At 65.8% G+C, this 19171-nt stretch carries 16 protein-coding genes and 4 pseudogenes; 4 read left to right on the top strand and 16 right to left on the bottom strand.

Features of this window, described 5'->3' with window-relative positions; all coding sequences use genetic code 11:
- Positions 1-37: 37 nt before the first annotated feature.
- Positions 38-967 carry a helix-turn-helix transcriptional regulator gene (locus OSB52_RS23280; RefSeq protein ID WP_266063714.1) on the bottom strand — a complete coding sequence of 310 codons (930 nt, stop codon included), beginning with the start codon at positions 965-967 and terminating at the stop codon, positions 38-40.
- 101 nt (positions 968-1068) lie between these two features.
- On the opposite strand from OSB52_RS23280, the gene OSB52_RS23285 reads away from it, so the two are divergent.
- Positions 1069-1767, top strand: coding sequence for an SDR family NAD(P)-dependent oxidoreductase (locus OSB52_RS23285; protein ID WP_266063715.1), 699 nt, complete (start codon positions 1069-1071; stop codon positions 1765-1767).
- Positions 1768-1830: 63 nt separating this feature from the next.
- Here the strand turns inward: OSB52_RS23285 and OSB52_RS25205 are convergent.
- From OSB52_RS25205 to OSB52_RS23315, 7 genes and pseudogenes are all read right to left on the bottom strand, one after another.
- Positions 1831-1971 (bottom strand): annotated as a pseudogene (locus OSB52_RS25205) (transposase family protein); the annotation flags it as partial.
- A gap of 228 nt (positions 1972-2199) precedes the next feature.
- A pseudogene (locus OSB52_RS23290) lies at positions 2200-2724 on the bottom strand (aldehyde dehydrogenase family protein); the annotation flags it as partial.
- A gap of 30 nt (positions 2725-2754) precedes the next feature.
- Positions 2755-3648 (bottom strand): IS3 family transposase, encoded by an 894-nt coding sequence (locus tag OSB52_RS23295; protein WP_266063717.1) that lies wholly within the window; start codon positions 3646-3648, stop codon positions 2755-2757.
- A complete protein-coding gene (locus OSB52_RS23300) occupies positions 3645-3962 on the bottom strand; it encodes a transposase (RefSeq protein WP_266063719.1) in 318 nt (105 codons plus the stop codon). Before OSB52_RS23300 ends, OSB52_RS23295 begins: the two co-directional genes overlap by 4 nt.
- A 268-nt stretch (positions 3963-4230) precedes the next feature.
- The gene (locus OSB52_RS23305; protein WP_182155036.1) at positions 4231-5826 is read right to left on the bottom strand and encodes a ParB/RepB/Spo0J family partition protein; all 1596 of its coding nucleotides are present in this window, start codon (positions 5824-5826) and stop codon (positions 4231-4233) included.
- Between the two features lie 99 nt (positions 5827-5925).
- A complete protein-coding gene (locus OSB52_RS23310; RefSeq protein WP_068970855.1) occupies positions 5926-6204 on the bottom strand; it encodes a hypothetical protein in 279 nt (92 codons plus the stop codon).
- Between the two features lie 31 nt (positions 6205-6235).
- The gene (locus OSB52_RS23315; RefSeq protein WP_068970854.1) at positions 6236-6466 is read right to left on the bottom strand and encodes a hypothetical protein; all 231 of its coding nucleotides are present in this window, start codon (positions 6464-6466) and stop codon (positions 6236-6238) included.
- Between the two features lie 435 nt (positions 6467-6901).
- On the opposite strand from OSB52_RS23315, the pseudogene OSB52_RS23320 reads away from it, so the two are divergent.
- Positions 6902-7146, top strand: a pseudogene (locus tag OSB52_RS23320) (hypothetical protein).
- Between the two features lie 618 nt (positions 7147-7764).
- On the opposite strand, the gene OSB52_RS23325 reads toward OSB52_RS23320, so the two are convergent.
- From OSB52_RS23325 to OSB52_RS23340, 4 genes and pseudogenes are all read right to left on the bottom strand, one after another.
- The gene (locus OSB52_RS23325) at positions 7765-8937 is read right to left on the bottom strand and encodes a L,D-transpeptidase (protein WP_266063720.1); all 1173 of its coding nucleotides are present in this window, start codon (positions 8935-8937) and stop codon (positions 7765-7767) included.
- A gap of 436 nt (positions 8938-9373) precedes the next feature.
- Positions 9374-9616 (bottom strand): annotated as a pseudogene (locus tag OSB52_RS23330) (M23 family metallopeptidase); the annotation flags it as partial.
- A 301-nt stretch (positions 9617-9917) separates the two neighbouring features.
- A complete protein-coding gene (locus OSB52_RS23335; RefSeq protein ID WP_035718240.1) occupies positions 9918-10757 on the bottom strand; it encodes a F510_1955 family glycosylhydrolase in 840 nt (279 codons plus the stop codon).
- A 111-nt stretch (positions 10758-10868) separates the two neighbouring features.
- Positions 10869-11186 carry a hypothetical protein gene (locus tag OSB52_RS23340; protein ID WP_010844644.1) on the bottom strand — a complete coding sequence of 106 codons (318 nt, stop codon included), beginning with the start codon at positions 11184-11186 and terminating at the stop codon, positions 10869-10871.
- Between the two features lie 235 nt (positions 11187-11421).
- Between OSB52_RS23340 and OSB52_RS23345 the strand changes: the two genes are divergently transcribed.
- Complete coding sequence (locus OSB52_RS23345; protein WP_006357618.1) at positions 11422-12372, top strand: M56 family metallopeptidase; 951 nt, start codon at positions 11422-11424, stop codon at positions 12370-12372.
- 28 nt (positions 12373-12400) lie between these two features.
- On the opposite strand, the gene OSB52_RS23350 is transcribed toward OSB52_RS23345, so the two are convergent.
- The gene (locus OSB52_RS23350; RefSeq protein WP_006438341.1) at positions 12401-13054 is read right to left on the bottom strand and encodes a DUF305 domain-containing protein; all 654 of its coding nucleotides are present in this window, start codon (positions 13052-13054) and stop codon (positions 12401-12403) included.
- A 269-nt stretch (positions 13055-13323) separates the two neighbouring features.
- Between OSB52_RS23350 and OSB52_RS23355 the strand changes: the two genes are divergently transcribed.
- Entirely contained in the window at positions 13324-14259 is a 936-nt protein-coding gene (locus OSB52_RS23355; protein ID WP_159372045.1) for a M23 family metallopeptidase, read from the top strand.
- Positions 14260-14281: 22 nt separating this feature from the next.
- On the opposite strand, the gene OSB52_RS23360 is transcribed toward OSB52_RS23355, so the two are convergent.
- From OSB52_RS23360 to OSB52_RS23370, 3 genes are read right to left on the bottom strand one after another with little or no spacing between them, the layout of a single operon-like run.
- Positions 14282-14629 (bottom strand): metal-sensitive transcriptional regulator, encoded by a 348-nt coding sequence (locus OSB52_RS23360; protein ID WP_137809389.1) that lies wholly within the window; start codon positions 14627-14629, stop codon positions 14282-14284.
- A complete protein-coding gene (locus OSB52_RS23365) occupies positions 14626-16788 on the bottom strand; it encodes a copper-translocating P-type ATPase (protein WP_266063722.1) in 2163 nt (720 codons plus the stop codon). The genes OSB52_RS23360 and OSB52_RS23365 overlap by 4 nt, the downstream gene beginning before the upstream one ends.
- On the bottom strand, positions 16785-19139 hold the full coding sequence (locus tag OSB52_RS23370) for a heavy metal translocating P-type ATPase (RefSeq protein ID WP_137809388.1): 2355 nt from the start codon (positions 19137-19139) through the stop codon (positions 16785-16787). Before OSB52_RS23370 ends, OSB52_RS23365 begins: the two co-directional genes overlap by 4 nt.
- Between the last annotated feature and the right edge of the window lie 32 nt (positions 19140-19171).

Consider the following 19171-nt stretch of genomic DNA (forward strand, 5'->3'; position numbering starts at 1 on the left):
CTAGAGACGCGCTTTGCCACACGGTTCTCGCGATCGGCTACGACGGCCGGGAGTGGAGGTTGTGTGGCTCGGATGTCGCGGTGCGGCCGTTCGTTGTGTCGGGCGGGGTCGTCGCGTGGTCGGGTTGGCCGGCGACCAGTGCGAGTGCCAGCTTGCTCTCGTCGTCGCTGCCGGGGACGACGGTGTAGATGACGATCTTGAGGTCGGTGTCGCTGTCGGTGAGGACGTCGCAGTCAACCGTGATTTCGCCGACGTCGGGGCGGATGATCGTCTTTCGGTCCTCGCGGTGGCCGCGGACCTCAGCTTGAGCCCAGAGTCGGGCGAAGCGTGGGTTGCCGGCTGTGGTGCGGGAGATTAGGTTGGCCAGGCGCGGATCGTTCGGATACCGGGCGGATGCTTGGCGCAGGTCGGCGACGACCGCGAGGTCGGATTCGTCGGGGTTGTCTGCGCGCACCGGCCAGAGAGCGACGGTGCCGCGGGTGCCGGGCACGGGGAGCCGGGAGGCGACCAGGTTGCGTTCTTGCGGCAGTACCCCCTGGGGGGCGCCCAGCAGCGCGGCCCAGGCGCGGTTCCACCAGATCAGCCGCCAGTCTGCCGCATAGACCGACACCGGGGTGTCGCCGAGACGGTCGAGGACGCGATGGATGCCCGGCGGGATGTGGTCGTCGATCATCCCCGCGCCCGGCGGGAGTAGACCGGCCAGCCGGTGGAGATGGTCGCGTTCGGGGTGGGTGAGCTGCAGCGCCCGCGCCAGCGCCCCGGTGATCTGCGCGGACGGGGCGACGGCGCGTCCCTGCTCCAGCCGCACCACGTAGTCGACCGACACCCCGGCGAGCTCTGCCAGCTCCTCCCGGCGCAGTCCGGGAGCTCTGCGGCCGTGCCGGGCTGGCAGTCCCGCCGCGGCCGGGCTCAGTCGGTCGCGCCATGCGCGCAGCGTCGCTCCGAGACTGGTTTCCTGTGCATCCACCCCTTCATTGTCGGCCGTCGCCGGCCCGGCAGGGTGGTACGTGTCGTCCTACCTTCCAGCGATCCCTGGCTACCGTCCTCGCCGTGGATGACACTCGAAGCATGACCGACATTATTTTCATCACCGGCGCCAACAAGGGTCTCGGATTCGAGACCGCACGCCGGCTCACCGATCTGGGGCACACTGTCGTCATCGGCGCGCGGGACCAGACGCGCGGTCGTGAGGCCGCCGAGAAGCTCGGGGTCCGGCTGGTCCCGATCGACGTTACCGACGACGTGTCCGTAGCGGCGGCCGCGGCAGATCTGCAGGAGCACGAGGGACGTGTCGATACGCTCATCAACAACGCTGGCATCGTCGGCAGCCGGGCAGCGGCCGATGACCTCACCGGCGCCGACGCGCTGGAGACGTTCAACACGAACGTCGCCAGCGTCGTGCGGGTCACCCACGCGTTCCTGCCGCTGCTTCGACGGGCCGAGCGCCCCCGCGTTGTCAACGTCTCCAGCGGCATGGGCTCCTTCGCCCTCACCCATGACCCCGACCGGGTCGAGTCGGCGGTCATCGGCCCGCTCTATACCTCGTCCAAGGCGGCCGTCACCATGCTCACAACCCAGTACGCCAAAGCGATCCCCGATATCCGGTTCAACGCCGCCGACCCGGGCTACACCGCCACCGACTTCAACGACCACCGCGGCACCCAGACCATCACCGAGGGCACCGACGCCATCATCACCCTCGCCACCGAGGGCCCCTCCGCCGGGACCGGCCGGTTCATCGACCGCCACGGACCGGTCGCCTGGTGAAGCCGATCCGCACCACCCCAGAGGAGGTCGTCACCGCTCTACGGTCACCGGCCGCGGCGACGCGCACCCGGCGCACTTGCAGCGTCGGGTGCGAACCAGCAGCGTGGTCGGGCGGTGTCCGAACGGTTCGTGCGCGAGCTGCCGAATGTCGGTCCCGCGAGATGGCGCCACGCCGCTGCAGCCCCGGCACCACGGGTCCGGCTCGGCGTCCCCGGCACTCGAGGTGGCGAGGGCGGCGGATCGCGGACCATTTTCCGAGTGGCTGGATTCGGAACGCCTGGTGGTGAACATCGCGCGCAGATCTTTGCGGATATGACCGCGCTGCGCGGCGGGCCGATCCACACATGCGCACGACGGGAATGGCAAACTTTCCCTGGAGAGCCGACATGAGCACCGAGATCGCGGGGCTGCAGTGAGTTCAGGATGGCAGTATCAGATGAGATAAGCAGGGACGGTTGTTTGTGCGGTGACCCATTGGGTTTCGGTGAACGCATCGAGGTTCGCTGCAATCCCGCCTACCCGTCCACCGTTACCCGATGCGCCTAATCCGCCGAAGGGTACCGTTGCCTCGTCTCCGACCGTCTGGTCGTTGATGTGTACGAGACCAGCGGGAATCCGCTGGGCAACTTCTAGGCCTCTCATCGCATCAGAGGTCAAGATGCTAAGCGCAAGACCGTATTCGGAATTGTTGGCAATCGCGATCGCGTCTTCGACGGTGCCGAACGAAGCTACAGGGGCGACTGGGCCGAACACCTCGTTGGCGAACGCGGGGGCGTGTAGTGGAGTCTGGGAAAGGACAGTGGGGCGATACAGAAGGTCGTCATAAGCGCCGCCGGCTGCTAGCACCGCGCCTGCTTCGATCGAACCGGTGACCAAGGAGTGGATACTGTCGCGCTGGCGAGCGTCGATAATTGGCCCCAGCGCGACGTCGCTGCTGAACGGGTCCCCTACACGGAGATTGGGGCTCCCCCGAAAAAGTGGACACGGTTAGCTTGATTGCTGACTTGTCAGTGATGTGACCTCGAAGTCGATAGGCGAGATCATCCCCAGCGAGCTGTGCCTCCTGTCATGATTGTAGAATCGGATGTAATTGTCAAGTCCTGCAGTAAGATTCGCGTAGGTGGTGAACGCGTGTCGCTTGTAGTATTCGTGCTTGACGGTTGACCACAGCGATTCGGCGCCGGCGTTGTCCCAGCAGATCCCTGTCGCGCCCATCGAGCGCCGCAAGCCATGTTTGCCGCATGCGGCGGCCATGTCGTGGCTGGTGTACTGACTGCCCCGGTCGCTGTGCAGGATGGTGCCGGCCACCGACCCGCCTCGGGTGAACACCGCGTCGTCCACGGCCGCCTCGACCAGCTCGGTGCGCATGTGATCGGCCAGCGACCAGCCGAGCACCCGACGCGAGTGCTCGTCGCGGATCGCACAAAGGTATGCGTCGCCTTCACCGCAGGTCAGGTAGGTGATGTCAGAGGTCCAGACCAGGTCGATGCCCCCCTGGTCGAACGCTCGCCCGACCCGGTCGGGCGGGAATGTCGCCGTCTGATCGACCTCGGTGGTCTTGACCTTGAAGGTGCGTGGGCTGATGCCCTCGATACCCATCTCGGCCATGATCTTGGCGACGGTGTTCTCCGAGACCGCGACGCCCTCGGCATGTAGATCGGCGGTGATCCTCGGCGAACCATAGGTACGGGTGGATGCCTGCCAATGGGCGAGGATCTTCACCTCCAGATCCCGGCGGCGCTGCTGGCGAGGTGTCAACTCCGTACGTCGTTGCCGATCCACCCACGAGTAGAATCCTGATCGTGAAACACCCAGCAGTTCCGCCAGTTTCGTGATCTCGTGGTCGGCGCACTCCGCGGCAATGAGCTCGAACTTGCTCACCGATGTTGCTGCGCCGCAAAGTACGCCGATACTTTTTTCAGGAACGCCAAATCGCGATCCCTCTCGGCGAGCTCCGCGCGTAACCGAGTCAACTCCGCGCGCTCACCAGCCGACAAGTCCCGATCCGGTGGGGCGTTGCGCACCTCGTCGGCGACACCATCGCGCATCCGTTCAGCGCGCACCCACTTGCCCAACAAGTTCTCATGCACGTTGAGTTCACGCGCGACCTCGGTGACCGGCCGGCCCCCGTCAATCACCCGACGAGCAGCCTCCGCCTTGAACTCAGGCGTAAACGACCGACGCGTCCTGGACATGTAGACATCCTCCCAGCAGGACCCTTCGTCCCGCTATCTCAGGTGTCCACTCAAACTGGGGAGGTTCACAGGAAGGGGCCGAAGTCGCGGCGGCACTGTCCGCAGGGGTGGCCTTGGGTGTCGGTGGGGTTGGCGCAGCCTGGGAGGGCGCAGCGGGGGAGCAGTTCGCCGGTGATGGTCACGATGTTTCCTCGAGGTGGCGGGTGTGAGCGTGGCCGGGGGCGGTGGGCCGCGACCGTGAAGGTTCGCGGCCCACCGCACAGCTGGTCTAGTCGAGTGGCACGTCGGCTGCCTGCTTGTCACCGGCGATGACCTGCTCGACGTCGGAGAGGGTGTAGCCGGTCACCTCCACGAGGAAGTGCAGGTAGCCAGCGCGGGCGCTGACCTGGCTGCCGCCGAGGTAGTGGCGGTCACCGACGTTGCGCCAGGCGTCTTTCCACATGTGCGCTTCCCGCGATGCCAGGGCGATGCCGAGTCCGATGATCTGGGCGCGGTCGGCGGTGGTGGCCTGCTCGATCAATTCGGCGGGGTCGCCGCCGAGGATCGTGGCCGCGATCTCGGCGGCGTTGCCCTGGCTGCTGTTCGCGCCGAACATGTCGTGATGGGCGCGCATCGCGGTCGCGATGAATTTCGCGACCGTCGGGGCGCTGCCCTTGGGCAGGGTCTTGCGGGCCAGCCATGCGGTCAGCTTCTCGATCCGCACCTCGCGGGCGGTGAGGCTGGCGGCGTTGAGGACCCGCACCCGGCGGCGTTCCTGCTTGCGTGCCTCCTTCTCAGCGGGGTCCTCCTCGGCGGGGGTGGTCGTGGCCGAGCTGGTCGCCGTGCTGCCGCTGTAGGTGCGGAAGCTCATCCCGAGGTCACGGAACTCGTTGACGTACCAGGTGGTTTCGATCGACCGGTTCTCGTGGCGGGTGAGGGCACGAGGGTCGTGCAATCCCTCGTCGGGCTGGGCGTCGGCGGGGGTGTCCTCCTCTGTGAGGTCCCAGTCGATCAGGTCCTCGTCGATGGTGTTGCCCTCGGCGTCGGTCCACCATTCGGTCACGTCGGCCCACACGTAGGCGAGGCGCTGGTCGGTTGGCACGTCGTCGACCTGTGCGGGCGTGCCGTCGGCGGTGACGAGGCGTTCCAGACGGGCGCGGGTGTGCCGGTAGTCGGGTTCGCGGGTGACGGTCTCGATGCCGTCGGCGGTGTAGATCGCGACCTGGGCCAGTACCTCGGCCCGCTGGTCGGCGTTGTCGGCCAACAGTTTGGCCTGATGCTCAAACACACCGGATGCGGCGGCGTCAAGGAGCCATTGCTGCGCTTCGGGGTCGTGGTCGTAGGCCGCGACGGTCGCGGACTGCTCCAACGTCAGCGCTGCGCCCCGCTCGATCAAATCCAGGGTCGTTTCGGACTTCGCCAGCGCGAGGGTGGCGTCCACGTCCTTCTTCTTCGTGCGAGTGGCCTTGGCGATCTTCGTCGCCGACATCCCGGCAAGCGCGAGTTGTTCGATTGCGGCCACGCGGTCACGGTTGCGGAGGCCTTCGCGCTCGAAACTGGCCAGCTGCTCCACGATTCGATCCACCGTCAGGGCCTTGTCGTCGGCGTCGGTCGCGACCGGGACCACGTAGACCGGAACGGTGGGAAGGGCGTTCTTACGCGCGGCCAGGGTCCGGCGCTGCCCGTCGCGCACCCGGACCTCGCCGTCGACCTCGACAGCGAGGATGGGTTGGCGCACGCCGTCGCGGATCGAATCGACGAACTCGGCGGTCAGGGTGGCCTCGGCCTCGGTGCGAATGTTGGTGTCGATGACCAGATCGGCCGGGTTGAGGTGGCGCAGCTCGCCCGTCGCGGTGACGGTCTCGGTGGTGGTGTTGTGTGTCATGGGGTTTCTCCCTTACTGTGGTGGGTGAGACCCCGGCCAGCTTGACCCTGGCCGGGTTTTCTTTTGTCCGCGTACCGGATTGCGACGCGGAAGCTTCTTTTACAGGTCGCCGATCTCTTCCCAGTGGGCGATCGCGTCGGCGGCGGCGAGGGCGGGGGACAGGTCGTTGTTGTATGCGTCTTTCCAGCCGAAATCGGGCAGGTCGCGGTGGCTGAATCCGTTGGTGCGTCTGCGGATTGCTCGGTCGACTCCGTACATCCACACGGCGAATTCGCGGTCGCCGTCGGCCTCGGTGAGGCGGTTCGGTTCGTGCTGGGCGATCTGGTCGGCGGCGGCGTCGACGTTGGCGGGGTCCTTGGTGGCGATCCAGGCGTTCATGTCGGTGGGTCCTTTCGGGTTGTTGTGCGGGTTAGTCGTGGGTGAAGGTGCGGCCTGCGCCGAGTTGGTCGATTCCGCAGCATTCGCAGAGCCAGTAGCCGGGTGGGTCGATGTCGTCGGCCTGGGTCAGGTAACCGTGATCGGCCATGAACGCCAGGACCTGGGCGGTGCTCTCGGTGTTGAGGGCGGTCATGTCTCCGTAGGCGACGGCGACCGCGCAGCTGTTGCACAGCTGGTAGGCGGTGGTGGTGGCGCTGGTCATGGTGACCCCTCCCGTTGTGAGTGCTGGTTTGCGTTTGCACTGGCCATCTCTTTGCCGGAGGGAGTGGGCTGCAAGGGAGGAAGTGAAAAAGTCATCCGGGCCGTAGGCCTGCAAACCCGTAGGGCGGGTTAGTTTTTCACGCCCTTGCGGGCCGCGAGTGGAGGTAAGAGAATGCGGCAGGGCAACGCAAACCAACTCAGCCCGAAGGGCTCAGGGCGCGGCGTAGCCGCTCCGATGAGGTGACGGCGCAGCCGGCAGACAAACCGCAACCGGTCGGGGCCGGCGACCTCGTCTCGGGAGGTCGGGCACACCGGACGCACAAGGCAGTCGGGGTGATTGTGCGGGAGCGACGCGGGCCGCGGTAGGGCTCGGTGTCGCGGCAGCACAACGTCGTCTTTGAAAGTGGGCGCATCTCGTGGCGCTCACGCCCTCGTGGTGGGTGCGGCGGCGGATGCCGAGTCGATCAGTACTGACGTAGAAGCCACGGCGGGTGGCCTCGAAGCTCAGTGCGGATACCTGGCCTACCCAGACTCCGATGAGATCGTGACACCGGACGGCAAAGGTCGCTTTAATTCGTTTCAGAATGGCTCATTTACCCCACAACTGGCGCACATCCTGTCAACGAACCTATTATGGACATTTGGGCGGATGCTGGATATGAAGCCGGAAAGTGGGGTTAGCCCATCGCCGCACCGGTCATCGACCGCATCAACAACAAGGTCTTTAGGGTCCTCTCCGAAATGCTCGGCCATCAGAGGTAGCGCGGTGGATCGACCGTAGGGTCGTCGTCGATGGTGTCGACGTGCGGGTCGGCGAGAATGTTGGTAACCGCAAGGGAGCTGGCACCGAAGGTGGCGAAGTGCGGGTTGACGTCTCTGACGACACTCCGTGCACGGTCCGCCGGCCAAACGAACGCCGGGATCGGCCAAGAAGACCCGAACGGCGCGCGGCGTGGTTGTCGTCCCACGCGGCCAGATCAGCCTCGCCTCGCACAGGTAGTACCGACGGACGCTATGCCGCCGCTGCTCGTTATTGATGTTGATCCTCACGGCACCGGTTCGCCCGCACAGGGTCTCGACATGACTGACCAACGGCCCTCGTGAATTAACCCCTGGCTCAGTGGGTGACCGGTAGTAGCACTCGTCGCGAGTGGTGGTGTGCTGCATTCGAGCGAAGTTCTGTACACCGCGAGAAGCGCCTGAGACAGTGAGCGGGTGAGCCCGTCGTGAACTCGCCCCGGCCGTGCATGGTCGGAAGAACGTGCTGAGCGTCGACGAACTCCAGCCAGGCGGGGGCGCCTAGGTGTCTGCGTTGCCGTTCTTCCATTGTGGCCACGGGATGTTCCAATCGCCGAGTCCATCAACTCCCGGCAGTGTGTCGGCGTTGGTGTTCTTGACCGTGACGGGGTCACCGCGCAGGGTGTTCTTCACGAGCCATTCCGCGTCAGTGGGACTCAGGTTTGGGCAACCGTTGCTGACGTTGCTGCTGCCTTGCGCCGACATCGACCACGGTGCGCCGTGCATGTAAATGCCGCTGTAGGACATTTGCACCGCCCATTGAACGGGTGTGCGGTATCCCGCTGCGGACTCGACAGGCACTCCGTAGGTGGACGAGTCCATGATGATGTGCTCGACGCGATCTCCGATCATGTAGATACCGCGGGGCGTCGGAGTGCTGTCTTTGCCGAACGAGGTCGGCATCGTGCGGATGACCTTGCCGTCTTGTTTGACGACTATCGTTTTGGTGTTGTCGTCGGCAACGATTTCCTGAGCTCGGCCAATCGTGAAGTCGTAGGACAAGTTCTCGTCGCCGTAGAGCCCGTCGCCGAGGTCGACTCCGTAAATGTTGACGGCGACACTGACTTTGGTGCCCGGCGTCCAGAAGCGTTCGGGCCTCCACCGGACTTCGGAGTCGCTGATCCAATAGAACGCACCCCGCATCTGGGGGTCAGACGACACGGTGATCGCCGCCTGTGCCTTCTTTCGGTCGGGGATGGGATCGGCGAACCGCACCCCGACTGTGTGGGCGATCCCGACGGTTTTCTCGCCGAGGATGGCAGCGCTGGTCAGTGACTCCGGTGAGGTCGTGGTGAAGCGCTGCGAGACGACCGATCGACCGCCCACGCCCACGGCCTCGGCTTGAACGGAATACCGCTTCGAATATCCCAGGGGTTGGGTGCTTGTCCACGTTGAGCCGTCCTCGCTCAGTGAGCCCGCCAAGGGACGGCCGCTGGCTGTGGGGATACGGACGTTTGTCAACGCGCCGCGGCTGGCCGTGACAACAATAGGAAGCCCAGGTTCGACAACCGCGTTGGGCGCGAGTCGACCGCCACCTTCGGTGGCCACAGCAATGGAAGGCTGTGCGATGTCGGCGAAGCTGTCAACGGCCTGAATCTCGTTGCTGTAGGCGGCGCCTCCGGTTGAGCTGCACGAGGTCAATAACATCACCACAGCCGTCAGGGCTGCGAGCATCAGCAGTCGCGGAATACCTGCCCGGACCGACCCGCGGCATCCACGAGCGCTCGAGCACTGCGGCTGCGCACCGTAAGCCGCCAAGAGATCACGTGGCTCTTCGATAGCTCGAGTCCTTCTTACGCGGCCCATCGATTGTGGCGAACCCTCTCACTCGGCGCCTGGACTAGGTTTACTATCCACGATAGTAGTTGAATGCTGTGCGCTCCTCTACCCGCTGCACAGCGCGAGAGAAGGTTCGAAACGTCTTCGTGGTGGGCGACCGCCGAGCGGTCACGTCGACCTCATTATTGCCGTGTGGCGACACCCCACAGGTAGTCCCCGCCGATGCGTGTTCGCCACCGCTCGCCGACGTCGAGGCCGTGGTGCGACAACTCTCGCGACACCTGCGGGACCACTCGTCCTCATACCTCCCGCGCGCCGATAAGGCGGGTCGTCCGACGACGTAGACTCCCCGGGTTCTCAACCACGGTGCAGGATCGAGTTTGGGTCCATCTTGCTGCCACACCTTGTAGTGCAGGTGTGGGCCGGTGGAGTAGCCGCGGTTTCCTACCGTTGCGATCTGCGCGCCGGCCAGGACTCGCTGCCAGACGCTCACCAGTGTCTCGCTGATGTGCCCATACACGCCGATCGTGCCGTCGTCTTGCAGCACTCGCATCCACAGCCCGAAGCCGGCGGCCTTCGATAACCGTCCCCGCCCAAGGCGATCTTTGAGGTCGCGGGTTCGGTGTGCTCACGCAGCTGTGACACGCGCAGCAAGTTCGTGGGGTAGTCGGGGCTGCTCGTCTCATCGATAACGACAGTGACGTCTTCGAAGACGTGGCGTTTCTGGGTGCCGTCAGGTGGTCGAGAGTGACCACCCAGGTCGGCCGGGTGCCACCGTCTGTCAGATCCTGCTCGTGGAGTGGGTGGAGTGGACGTGATCAAAAGCGCGTCCGGATCTGAGTCGCCTCCTTCCTTCGTTGCTCCACACGAGTCCGTTAGCTGAGCGTGTAGAGCAATTGTTCGTTTGCGGCGTATGCATTTTCGGCGTTTCTGGCGACCAGCGCGTTGACACTATTGATGGTGCTGCGTTGTTCCCAGTGTGTGCCGTCTGGGCTGCGCCAGACGGTGTCGGCGGTGTCGATGCCCCAGAGCGTGCCATCGGGTGCGGCCGCCAGGAGAGCTAGGGCCGGCGCATCGGGAACGGTTGTGAAGGTCTGGGCGTCGTCGGTGCTGTGTTGCAGGCCATCTGGGGTAGTCGCCCATACGCCGCGGTCGGTGATCGCGAGTGCTGCTGCGGCCAGGGGCGCGCCGGGGGTCCAGCTTCTCCCGTCATCGGTCGATACGAGCAGGCCGTTGATTCCGTCGAAGCCTACGAGTAGTTGTCCGTTGGTGGCGAGCGCGTGGAAGTCGATGTCGCCGGCCACCGATCTCGGTGTCCATGTCTGCCCGCCATCTTCGCTGGCGACGAGTCCCAGCGGGTTGGGTGCCGAGCTCCGCGGGCCGGGATGGCCGGAGGCGAAGATCCGATCAGAGCCGGTTACCCCGGCCAGTCCCATGAAGTCGTCGTCGGAGACGCCGACCCGGCTGGTGGTTCCATCTGCGGTGAGGGCGATTACGCCGGTGTGAGTTCCGGCGAGGATAGTGCCGTCGGCGCGGATGTGCAGGGCGTGGAGGTGGTCGAGTTCTGGGGTCAGTGTTGCGCTCTCTGCTGAGGTTGCCGACGGTGGTGGGGATGTGGGTTGTTCCCGGGTGGAGCAGCCGGTTAGCACAATCAGCGTGGCGATGACTGCGAGGACGACCGCAGCGGTGCGGTTGGACGGGTTTGAGGCAGGCAAGCGGCTAGGACTTTCGTGTGGGTAGGACTGAGTTCGGGCGTGGGTGGTGTGGTGATCGGGGTGGTGGCGAGACCGGGTAGGAGCCGCCCTAACCCTCTGGGGGTGTCGTGGTCACGACTTCTGGATGGGGGTGGAAGGCTGTGAAGGCTTTTGGCCGCAATGCTTTTGGAGGACGAGGGAGATGAGGACGTTGCCGAGGTGGTGACGTGCCCCGGAGAGGTCGCCGATCGCAGCGAGGTGGCGGACGAGACCGATGTGTGCGGCGAGGTGGCGGCGTCGGTTCGAGGTGACGCTGAGGTGGTGGGCGCGGTGGAAAAACTGGTGGGTCGAGTATGGCGTGGGTGCTCGGTAGACGTCTCGCATGGCATGCAGATACTGACGACGGTGGTCGTCGGGGGGCGAGTGCGTCTCCTTCGGGTTCTCGGTCACGGCGCATTCCTCGGACTGGTACGCGCAGGCCGGGTCAACCCGCGTCAACTAACTACTATAAAACCTAGTAATTGGCGGCGCGGTCGGTGCCTGAGTTGCGGCGTCACCGACGAACTTCTGGGGCATACTGGCTGGTGGTGCAGGTGGTGGGTCGCCGGGAAGGTGTGTTGAGTGTGGGTCTCAGCGAGCTGACGGCGGGGCGTCGAGGATCGAGGCGAACGATGGGTGAGCATCCATGAGTGCAGCGGTGGTGTTAGTTGTTGCCGCGGGTGTGCTGGGCTGGTTGTGGCCTCGATGGATGGTTCGGGTGCAGGGCCGTATCGATGCTCGTTGGGTGTTGGTGGCCTGGCCGGCCGCGCAGGTCGTGTTTGCGATGTTGTGGGTGGGAGCTGTTGTGACGCTGGCGGTTCCCGGCCATTTCGGCATCCATTCGTTGTCCGAGGTGGTGTCGTGTCTGCGGGTGTTGTCACACGGCGCATCCCCGCGGGTGGAGGCGATCTCCGGTGGCGTGCTGGCGGTGGTGACCGGGGCAGCGATTGTCCGAGCGGTGACGATCGCGGTGCGATCGGCGGTGCGGATGCGTGGTGCTCGTGAGGAGTATCTGCAGTCGTTGCGGTTGGTGGGCGCCCGCAGTGAGCGCTATCCCGACGTGTGGTGGCTCGCCGACGGGCGGCCGATGGCGTTTTGTCTGCCGGGTAAGGATGCCGGGATCGCCGCCACGACTGGGTTACAGGCGGCGTTGTCCGGTGAGGAACTCGATGCCGTCGTTGCCCATGAGCGCGCGCACCGGCGGCAACGTCATCACACCGTGGTGTTGGCGGCCCGCGCTCTCGGGCGTGCGTTTCCGCTGATTCCGTTGTTCAGCCGCGCGGGCCGTGAGGTCGCCGGCTTGGTCGAGCAAGCCGCCGATGCCCGCGCCGCCCAGCTGGTGGGTGCGCGGGCGGTCTGCTCGGCGTTGGGAACGTTGGCCCGTTCGGGGCCCGTGGCGGGCCCGGTGGGTGTGTTGTCGATCAGCGATTCGTCGTCCGTGGGGCCGCGGCTGAGCCGCTTGGACTCCGGTCACCGGTGCCGGTCGCGGCGTCATCATGTGGGTGCCGCCGCGGCGGTGGCTGGTGTGGTGGCGGTACCGACCACGCTGGCGGCATCCGGTGTCGTCGCGGCGATGGTGATCGCGATGTGTGTGTAGCCGAGGCAAACCCGGGCGGGTCGGGCCGCTAGGGGTTGTTGAGAAGCTGCTGCATCCTGGCGATTTCACTTTCCTGGTCAGTGACGATCTGGCGTGCCAGCGCGATCGCCTCGGGCGATTGGCCGTCTTGAATCTCGGTCTTGGCCATGGCGATGGCGCCGCGGTGGTGTTCGATCATCTGGGTCAGGAACAGGCGCGACGCCTCGGCGCCTTGCGCGTCGCGTAGCTGCTGCATCTGTTCTGGCGACATCATGCCCATCATCGACGGCATCGGGGAGGTACCCGGTGCCATCGAGGTACCCATGTCCATGTTGTGCCCCTGGCCCTCGAGTGGGGCTCCCCATTGCTTCAGCCACGACTGCATCTGCTCGATCTCGGGCTGCTGAGCGTCTTTGATCTGCTGGGCCAGACTGACGACCTGGGGGTTGATGTTGTCCTTCTCCAACAGGATGTCGCTCATCATGATCGCCTGGGTGTGGTGCGGGATCATCTGCTGGGCGAACGAGATGTCCGCGCTGTTGTGTTCGGCAGAGGCCGCCGCTGACGATTCGGTACTGACCGTGCTGGTACCCATCCCCGACATCGAGGAATGATCCTCAGTCGAGGTGTCCGAACACGCGGCCACCACTGTCAGAACAGCCGCCGCGGCAGCAACGACGACACCGGTTCGTGTGACTCTCATCGATCTCCTCCTCAAGAGTGATACTTCGCCACCGCCCGGCGGCGCTTCGATAACAATTCTACTAACACCGATAGTAGTTAGTCGCCTGCCCGGCACCCACAAAACGGGCGGTGAACTGCGCAAACAAAGCCGCTAATGCCTGATTAGTTCGCTTCGTAGTGGAGCCGCGTGTGACTGGTGGGGCACAAGTGACTTGTGGTGTGATCTCGCGGGTACACGCATGGCACTCGTGCGTGGGTCTACGACGTCCGCGGGAAAGGTCCGACCGCATGCAGATGGTGTTGACATCGCTACGGGTCAAGGCGGGGCAGCAGTGGGGCCCCAAAGCGCTGGGGGTGGCAGCGGCGGTGTGCGTGGGCGTTGCGCCTGTGATTGCCACCGCACCGGCGGCGGCCTCAACCGATGGACATGTGGCCGGGGAGCTGATCGCGATCGTGCAGGACTCGGTGAAGGCCGCTTTGGGTGGTGCCGCGGCGGCGAATTTGGGGAAGCCGATCACGCAGACGGCGTCCTGCCTGGGCGCTCAGGCCCAGTCGGGCAGCGTCGGCGATGCGGGCAGTGCAGCCGCACTGCAGTGCTTCGGCACGTTTTCGCTCATTGATCCGATAGACGGGTTCCGGATCATCGACGCGTTACCGCTGGCTCGGCTGGTAGCCACCCTGATCGCCGCAATCGTGCCGCACGATCCGAACGAGCCGCATGGCCCCCAGCCGCAGGAACCCGGAACGCCGACACCGCTGCTGCCCGGTAGTGGCGGTGCGGTGGCGCCGACTGCGGGCGAGATCACGTCCACCTTCGGTGACGGACGGGGCCATCAGGGCATTGATATCGGCAATGATCTGGGCGCGCCCATTGTCGCGGTAGCTGACGGGGAGGTCATCACCTCCGGACCTGCCGAGGGGTTCGGGTTGTGGATGCGGATCCGGCACGATGACGGCACGATCACCACCTACGGCCACAACGACGAGAATCTGCTCGAGCAGGGCGCGCGAGTACGGATGGGCCAATCGATCGCCACGGTGGGCAACCGTGGGGTCTCGACCGGCCCGCATCTGCATTTCGAGGTTCTCGACCCGACGGGAGTCAACGTCGATCCGGCACAGTGGCTGGCCGATCGTGGGGTGGTTCTGGCGATGGCCGCTGATGCCGACGCCCGCGCGCCGGGGCCGGTGGTGCCGCAGTGGGTCGGCGAACGACGCCTGTGACGAGCCAGCGCGGTGTGGTGGGTCAGGAACGAACGAGGCGAGCGATGGCCGCCGAGGCTTCAGCGATCTTCTCCTGTGCCTCGTCGCCGCCGGAGTGGGCGGCATCGAGCACGCAGTGGGTGAGGTGGTCGTCGAGCAAGCCCAGCGCGACCCCCTCCAGTGCCTTGGTCAGCGCCGAGATCTGGGTCAGGATGTCGATGCAGTACTGCTCCTCGTCGACCATCCGGTGGATACCTCGGGATTGGCCTTCGATGCGCTTGAGGCGGGCCAGGTATTTGCCCTTATCGCTGATATAACCGTGGGAAGAGTGTTCCGAGGCAGAGGATTCTTCCGGGGTGGAGGATTGTCCCGGTGCGGACGCAGCGGTCATGGACTCACCTTCTCAATGGATCTCGGTCGGTTGTGCTGCAGTCCACGCACTGTACTCGCGCCTGGCTGCAGGTCGAGTCGGCGTAACAGTTGCGCGTTGAGTGCGACCACGACCGTCGAGGCTGACATCAGAATCGCTCCGACCGACATCGGCAGGACGAACCCGATGGGCGCGAGAATTCCGGCGGCCAGCGGTACAGAGATCAGGTTGTATCCCGCTGCCCACCACAGGTTCTGCTTCATTTTTCGGTAGCTGGCGTCCGACAGCTCGATGACCGACAGCACCGAGCGGGGGTCGTCGCTGGCGAGGATGACCCCGGCCGAGGCGATCGCGACGTCGGTGCCGGCCCCGATCGCGATGCCCACATCGGCCTGGGCCAGGGCGGGGGCGTCGTTGACGCCGTCGCCCACCATCGCCACCTTGCGGCCTTCGTGCTGCAGTTCGGCCACCTTGCTGGCTTTGTCTTCCGGCCGTACACCGGCGAACACCCGATCGATACCGAGGTCGTGAGCGACGGTGTGCGCCACTGCTTCGGCGTCGCCGGTAATCATCACAACCTCGACCCCGCGGGCGTGCAGCACCTCGACGGCTTGGCGGGATTCCCCGCGCACCTCATCAGCAAGTTTGAGAGCTCCAATCAGCTCAGTGTCGCGGGTGACATGCAGGATGATTGCGCCGTCGGCGCGCCAGCGATCAGCGATGGCCAGTTCCTGATGGCCCTGTTCCTCGAGCATGCGGGGCCCGCCCACCCGCACTGTGGCGCCCTCGACGCGAGCGGTCACACCGACCGCCGGTGACGAGGTGAAGTCGGTGGCCGCCGGCACCGGCCGCGCGCGGTCTCCGGCAGCTGCGACAATCGCTCGCGCCAACGGGTGCTCACTGTCGGCTTCGGCGCTGGCGGCCAGGGCGAGCACGGTGTCCTCATCGACGCCGTCGGCGGCCGCGATCTCGATGACCGTGGGCTCACCCTTGGTCAGGGTTCCGGTCTTGTCGAACAGCACCGCATCCACAGTGCGCATGGCCTCAAGTGCCGACCGGTCTTTAACCAGCACGCCGCCGCGGGCGGCGCGTTCGGTGGCAATGGCCACCACCAGGGGGATAGCCAAGCCGAGTGCGTGCGGGCAGGCGATGACCAGCACGGTGATGGTTCGAATCACCGCCTGGTCGGGTTGGCCGATGACCGTCCACACGATGGCGGTGATGATCGCTGAGCCGAGCGCGAACCAGAACAGCAGCGCTGCAGCGGAATCGGCCAGCCGCTGGGCGCGGGAGGTGGAGTTCTGCGCGTCTGCCACCAGGCGCTGAATCCCGGCCAGCGCCGTGTCATCGCCGGTGGCGGTGATCTGGACCCGCAGCCCCGAGTCGGTGGCCACCGTGCCGGCCACCACCTGATCGCCGATGCCGCGGCGCACCGTGCGCGATTCTCCGGTGACCATGGATTCATCGAGCTCGGCCGAGCCGTCTACGACGCGACCGTCGGCCGGCACGCTGGCCCCCGGGCGCACGATCACCACATCTCCGACCTGCAGCTCACTGGGAGCAACCGTGGTGATCTGGTCGCCATCGACGCGTTCGGCCTCATCGGGCAGCAGCGCGGCCAGCGAGTCCAGGGCCGAGGTCGTCTGGGCCAGCGACCGCATCTCGATCCAATGCCCCAACAGCATGATCACGATGAGCAGCGCCAGTTCCCACCAGAAGTCCAGTTCGTGGTGCAACACACCGATGCTCGCACCCCAGGACGCCACGAAGGCCACCGTGATCGCCAAGGCGATCAACAGCATCATTCCCGGTGCACGCGACCGCAGTTCTGAATAGGCGCCTACCAGGAACGGCCGCCCACCCCAGCAGTACATCACCGTACCCAGCACCGGTGAGACCCACTTCAACACTTCACCATCGGGTAGGTCATAGCCGATGAGCATCGCGAACATGGGCGAAAAGGCCACGACCGGCACAGCCAGGGCCAGCATGATCCAGAACAGCCGCCGGAACTGCCCGACGTGATCACCATGCCCCCCATGCCCAGCGTGATCATGGTCTGCGCGGGCGCGCTCAGCATGGTGATCGTGGTGGTTGTGTGACGCTGCGGCGAGTTGGCCGTGGTGGCGTTCATCGGCGGCGTCGTGACCGACGTGCTCAGGGGAAGAGTGCTCGTTCATGCCGCTACCTTATACCCCTGGGGGGTATATGTCGAGGGGTTGGTGGGTGGAACTGTGGACGATGAGTGGGGCGGGCTGGTGAAGGCGCGCAGCCGCAGGCTGTTGCTGACGACGAACACGCTGGACAACGCCATGGCGGCCCCAGCCAGCATGGGGTTGAGCAGTCCCAGCGCGGCCAGCGGTATCGCGGCGACGTTGTAGGCGAATGCCCAGAACAGGTTCATTTTGATCGTTTTCAGAGTGGTGCGTGCCAAGGCGATCGCGTCGGCGGCAGCGTTGAGGTCGCCGCGGACCAGGGTGATGTCAGCGGCATGCATGGCGGCGTCGGTGCCGGTGCCCATCGCCAGCCCGAGATCGGCGTGGGCCAGGGCAGCGGCGTCGTTGACGCCGTCGCCGATCATGGCCACAACCTTGCCGTCGGATTGCAGGTCGGTGATGACGGCGGCTTTGTCGGCCGGCAAGACGTTAGCGATGACGGTGTCGATACCGACCTCAGCGGCCACGGCATCGGCGACGGTCTGGTTGTCGCCGGTCAACAGGATGGGCGTCATACCCAGTGCGGCGAGCCGGGCGATGGCGTGTGCGCTGGTGGGTTTGATCGCATCGGCGACCGCCAGGACCGCATGGGCGCGGCCGTCCCAGGCGACGAGTACGGCGGTCTGTCCGGCTTCTTCGGCGGCGGTCTGCGCCTCGTTGAGGTGAGGGTCATCCACGGCGATGCCGTGTTCGGCCAGCAGCGTCGGACGCCCGACGGTGACCACACGTCCCTGGACCAGACCGCGCACGCCTCGACCTTCGAAGTTGCGGAAGTCGTCGACCTCGTCGAGCGGCCCGACTTCGGCGGCTGCACCAGCAGCGATGGCGGCCGCGACGGGGTGCTCGGAGGCATTCTCCACCGCCCCCGCGAGGGCGAGCACGTCTTCGCGAGTGGTGGAGGGAGCAGTGGTGACCTGGACGAGTGTCATCTGTCCCGTGGTGACCGTGCCGGTTTTGTCGAGGACAACGGTGTCGACGGTTCGGGTGGATTCCAGGACTTCGGGGCCTTTGATCACGATGCCGAGTTGGGCTCCGCGGCCGGTACCGACCAGAAGTGCGGTCGGGGTGGCCAGTCCCAGAGCGCAGGGGCAGGCGATGATCAGCACAGCGACCGCGGCGGTGAACGCCGCTTGCAGGGGATAGCCGGCGCCGATCCACGCGCCGAGGACAGCGATGGCGACGGCGATGACCACCGGCACGAAGACACTTGAGATCCGGTCGGCCAGTCGCTGGGCGTGGGCTTTGCCGGTCTGGGCGCGTTCGACCATCGCGGCCATTTGCGCGAGTTGGGTGTCCGCTCCCACGCGGGTCGCCCGCACCCGCAGGTGCCCGCCGGCGTTGACCGTTCCGCCGGTCACGGTGTCGGCGGGGGCAACCTGGACTGGCATCGACTCGCCGGTGACCATGCTGGCGTCAACTGCCGAGGTGCCAGACACCACCACACCGTCGCTGGCGATCTTCTCGCCGGGCCGCACAATGAACTCGTCGTCGACGGCGAGCTCGCCGATCGGTATCCGATGCTGGTGGCCGTCCCTGACCACCGTGACGTCTTTGGCGCCCAGCTCCAACAAGGCCCGCAACGCCGCACCGGCTTGCCGTTTGGACCGCTTCTCGAAGTATCGGCCGGCCAGGACGAACATCGTGACCCCCGCGGCGACCTCGAGGTAGATGTTGCCTGCACCGTCAGAGGCGCCGACCGTCAAGGTGAATCCGTGGGTCATGCCTGGTTGTCCGGCGGTGCCGAAGAACAACGCATACAACGACCACAACAGCGCCGCGGTGGTGCCGACCGAGATCAGGGTGTCCATCGTGGCCGCGCCGTGGCGCAGGTTGAGCAACGCGGCGCGATGAAACGGCCAGGCCGCCCACACGATCACCGGCGCGGCCAACGTCAACGACGCCCACTGCCAGTAGGTGAACTGCAACGTCGGGACCATTGCCAGCGCGATCACCGGTACCGAGAGAACCACCGCACCGATCAGTCGGTGACGCAAGGCCACGAGCTCCCCGTCGTCGTCCGAAGGGTCGTCGTCGGGGTCGGCGCCTGTGGGAATGGCGGGCAGCGCAGCGCGGTACCCGGCCTGTTCGATGGTCTCGATCAGCAGGTGGGGGTCGACACCGGCGCGTGCGCTGACGTGAGCTTTTTCGGTGGCGTAGTTCACCGAGGCGCTCACTCCGTCGAGTTTGTTCAGTGTGCGTTCGATGCGTGCCGCGCACGAGGCACACGTCATGCCCGACACGGCGAGTTCGACATCGACGGTGCCTGTCTGCTCGGCGGTGGCCGCAGGTGGGTGGATCGGAGCTGAGGTGGTCATGGGGAAGTTCCTCGAAGGGTGAGCGCCTCGGC

It is taken from the genome of Gordonia aquimaris, from assembly GCF_026262595.1.
Classification (GTDB): Bacteria; Actinomycetota; Actinomycetes; order Mycobacteriales; family Mycobacteriaceae; genus Gordonia; species Gordonia tangerina.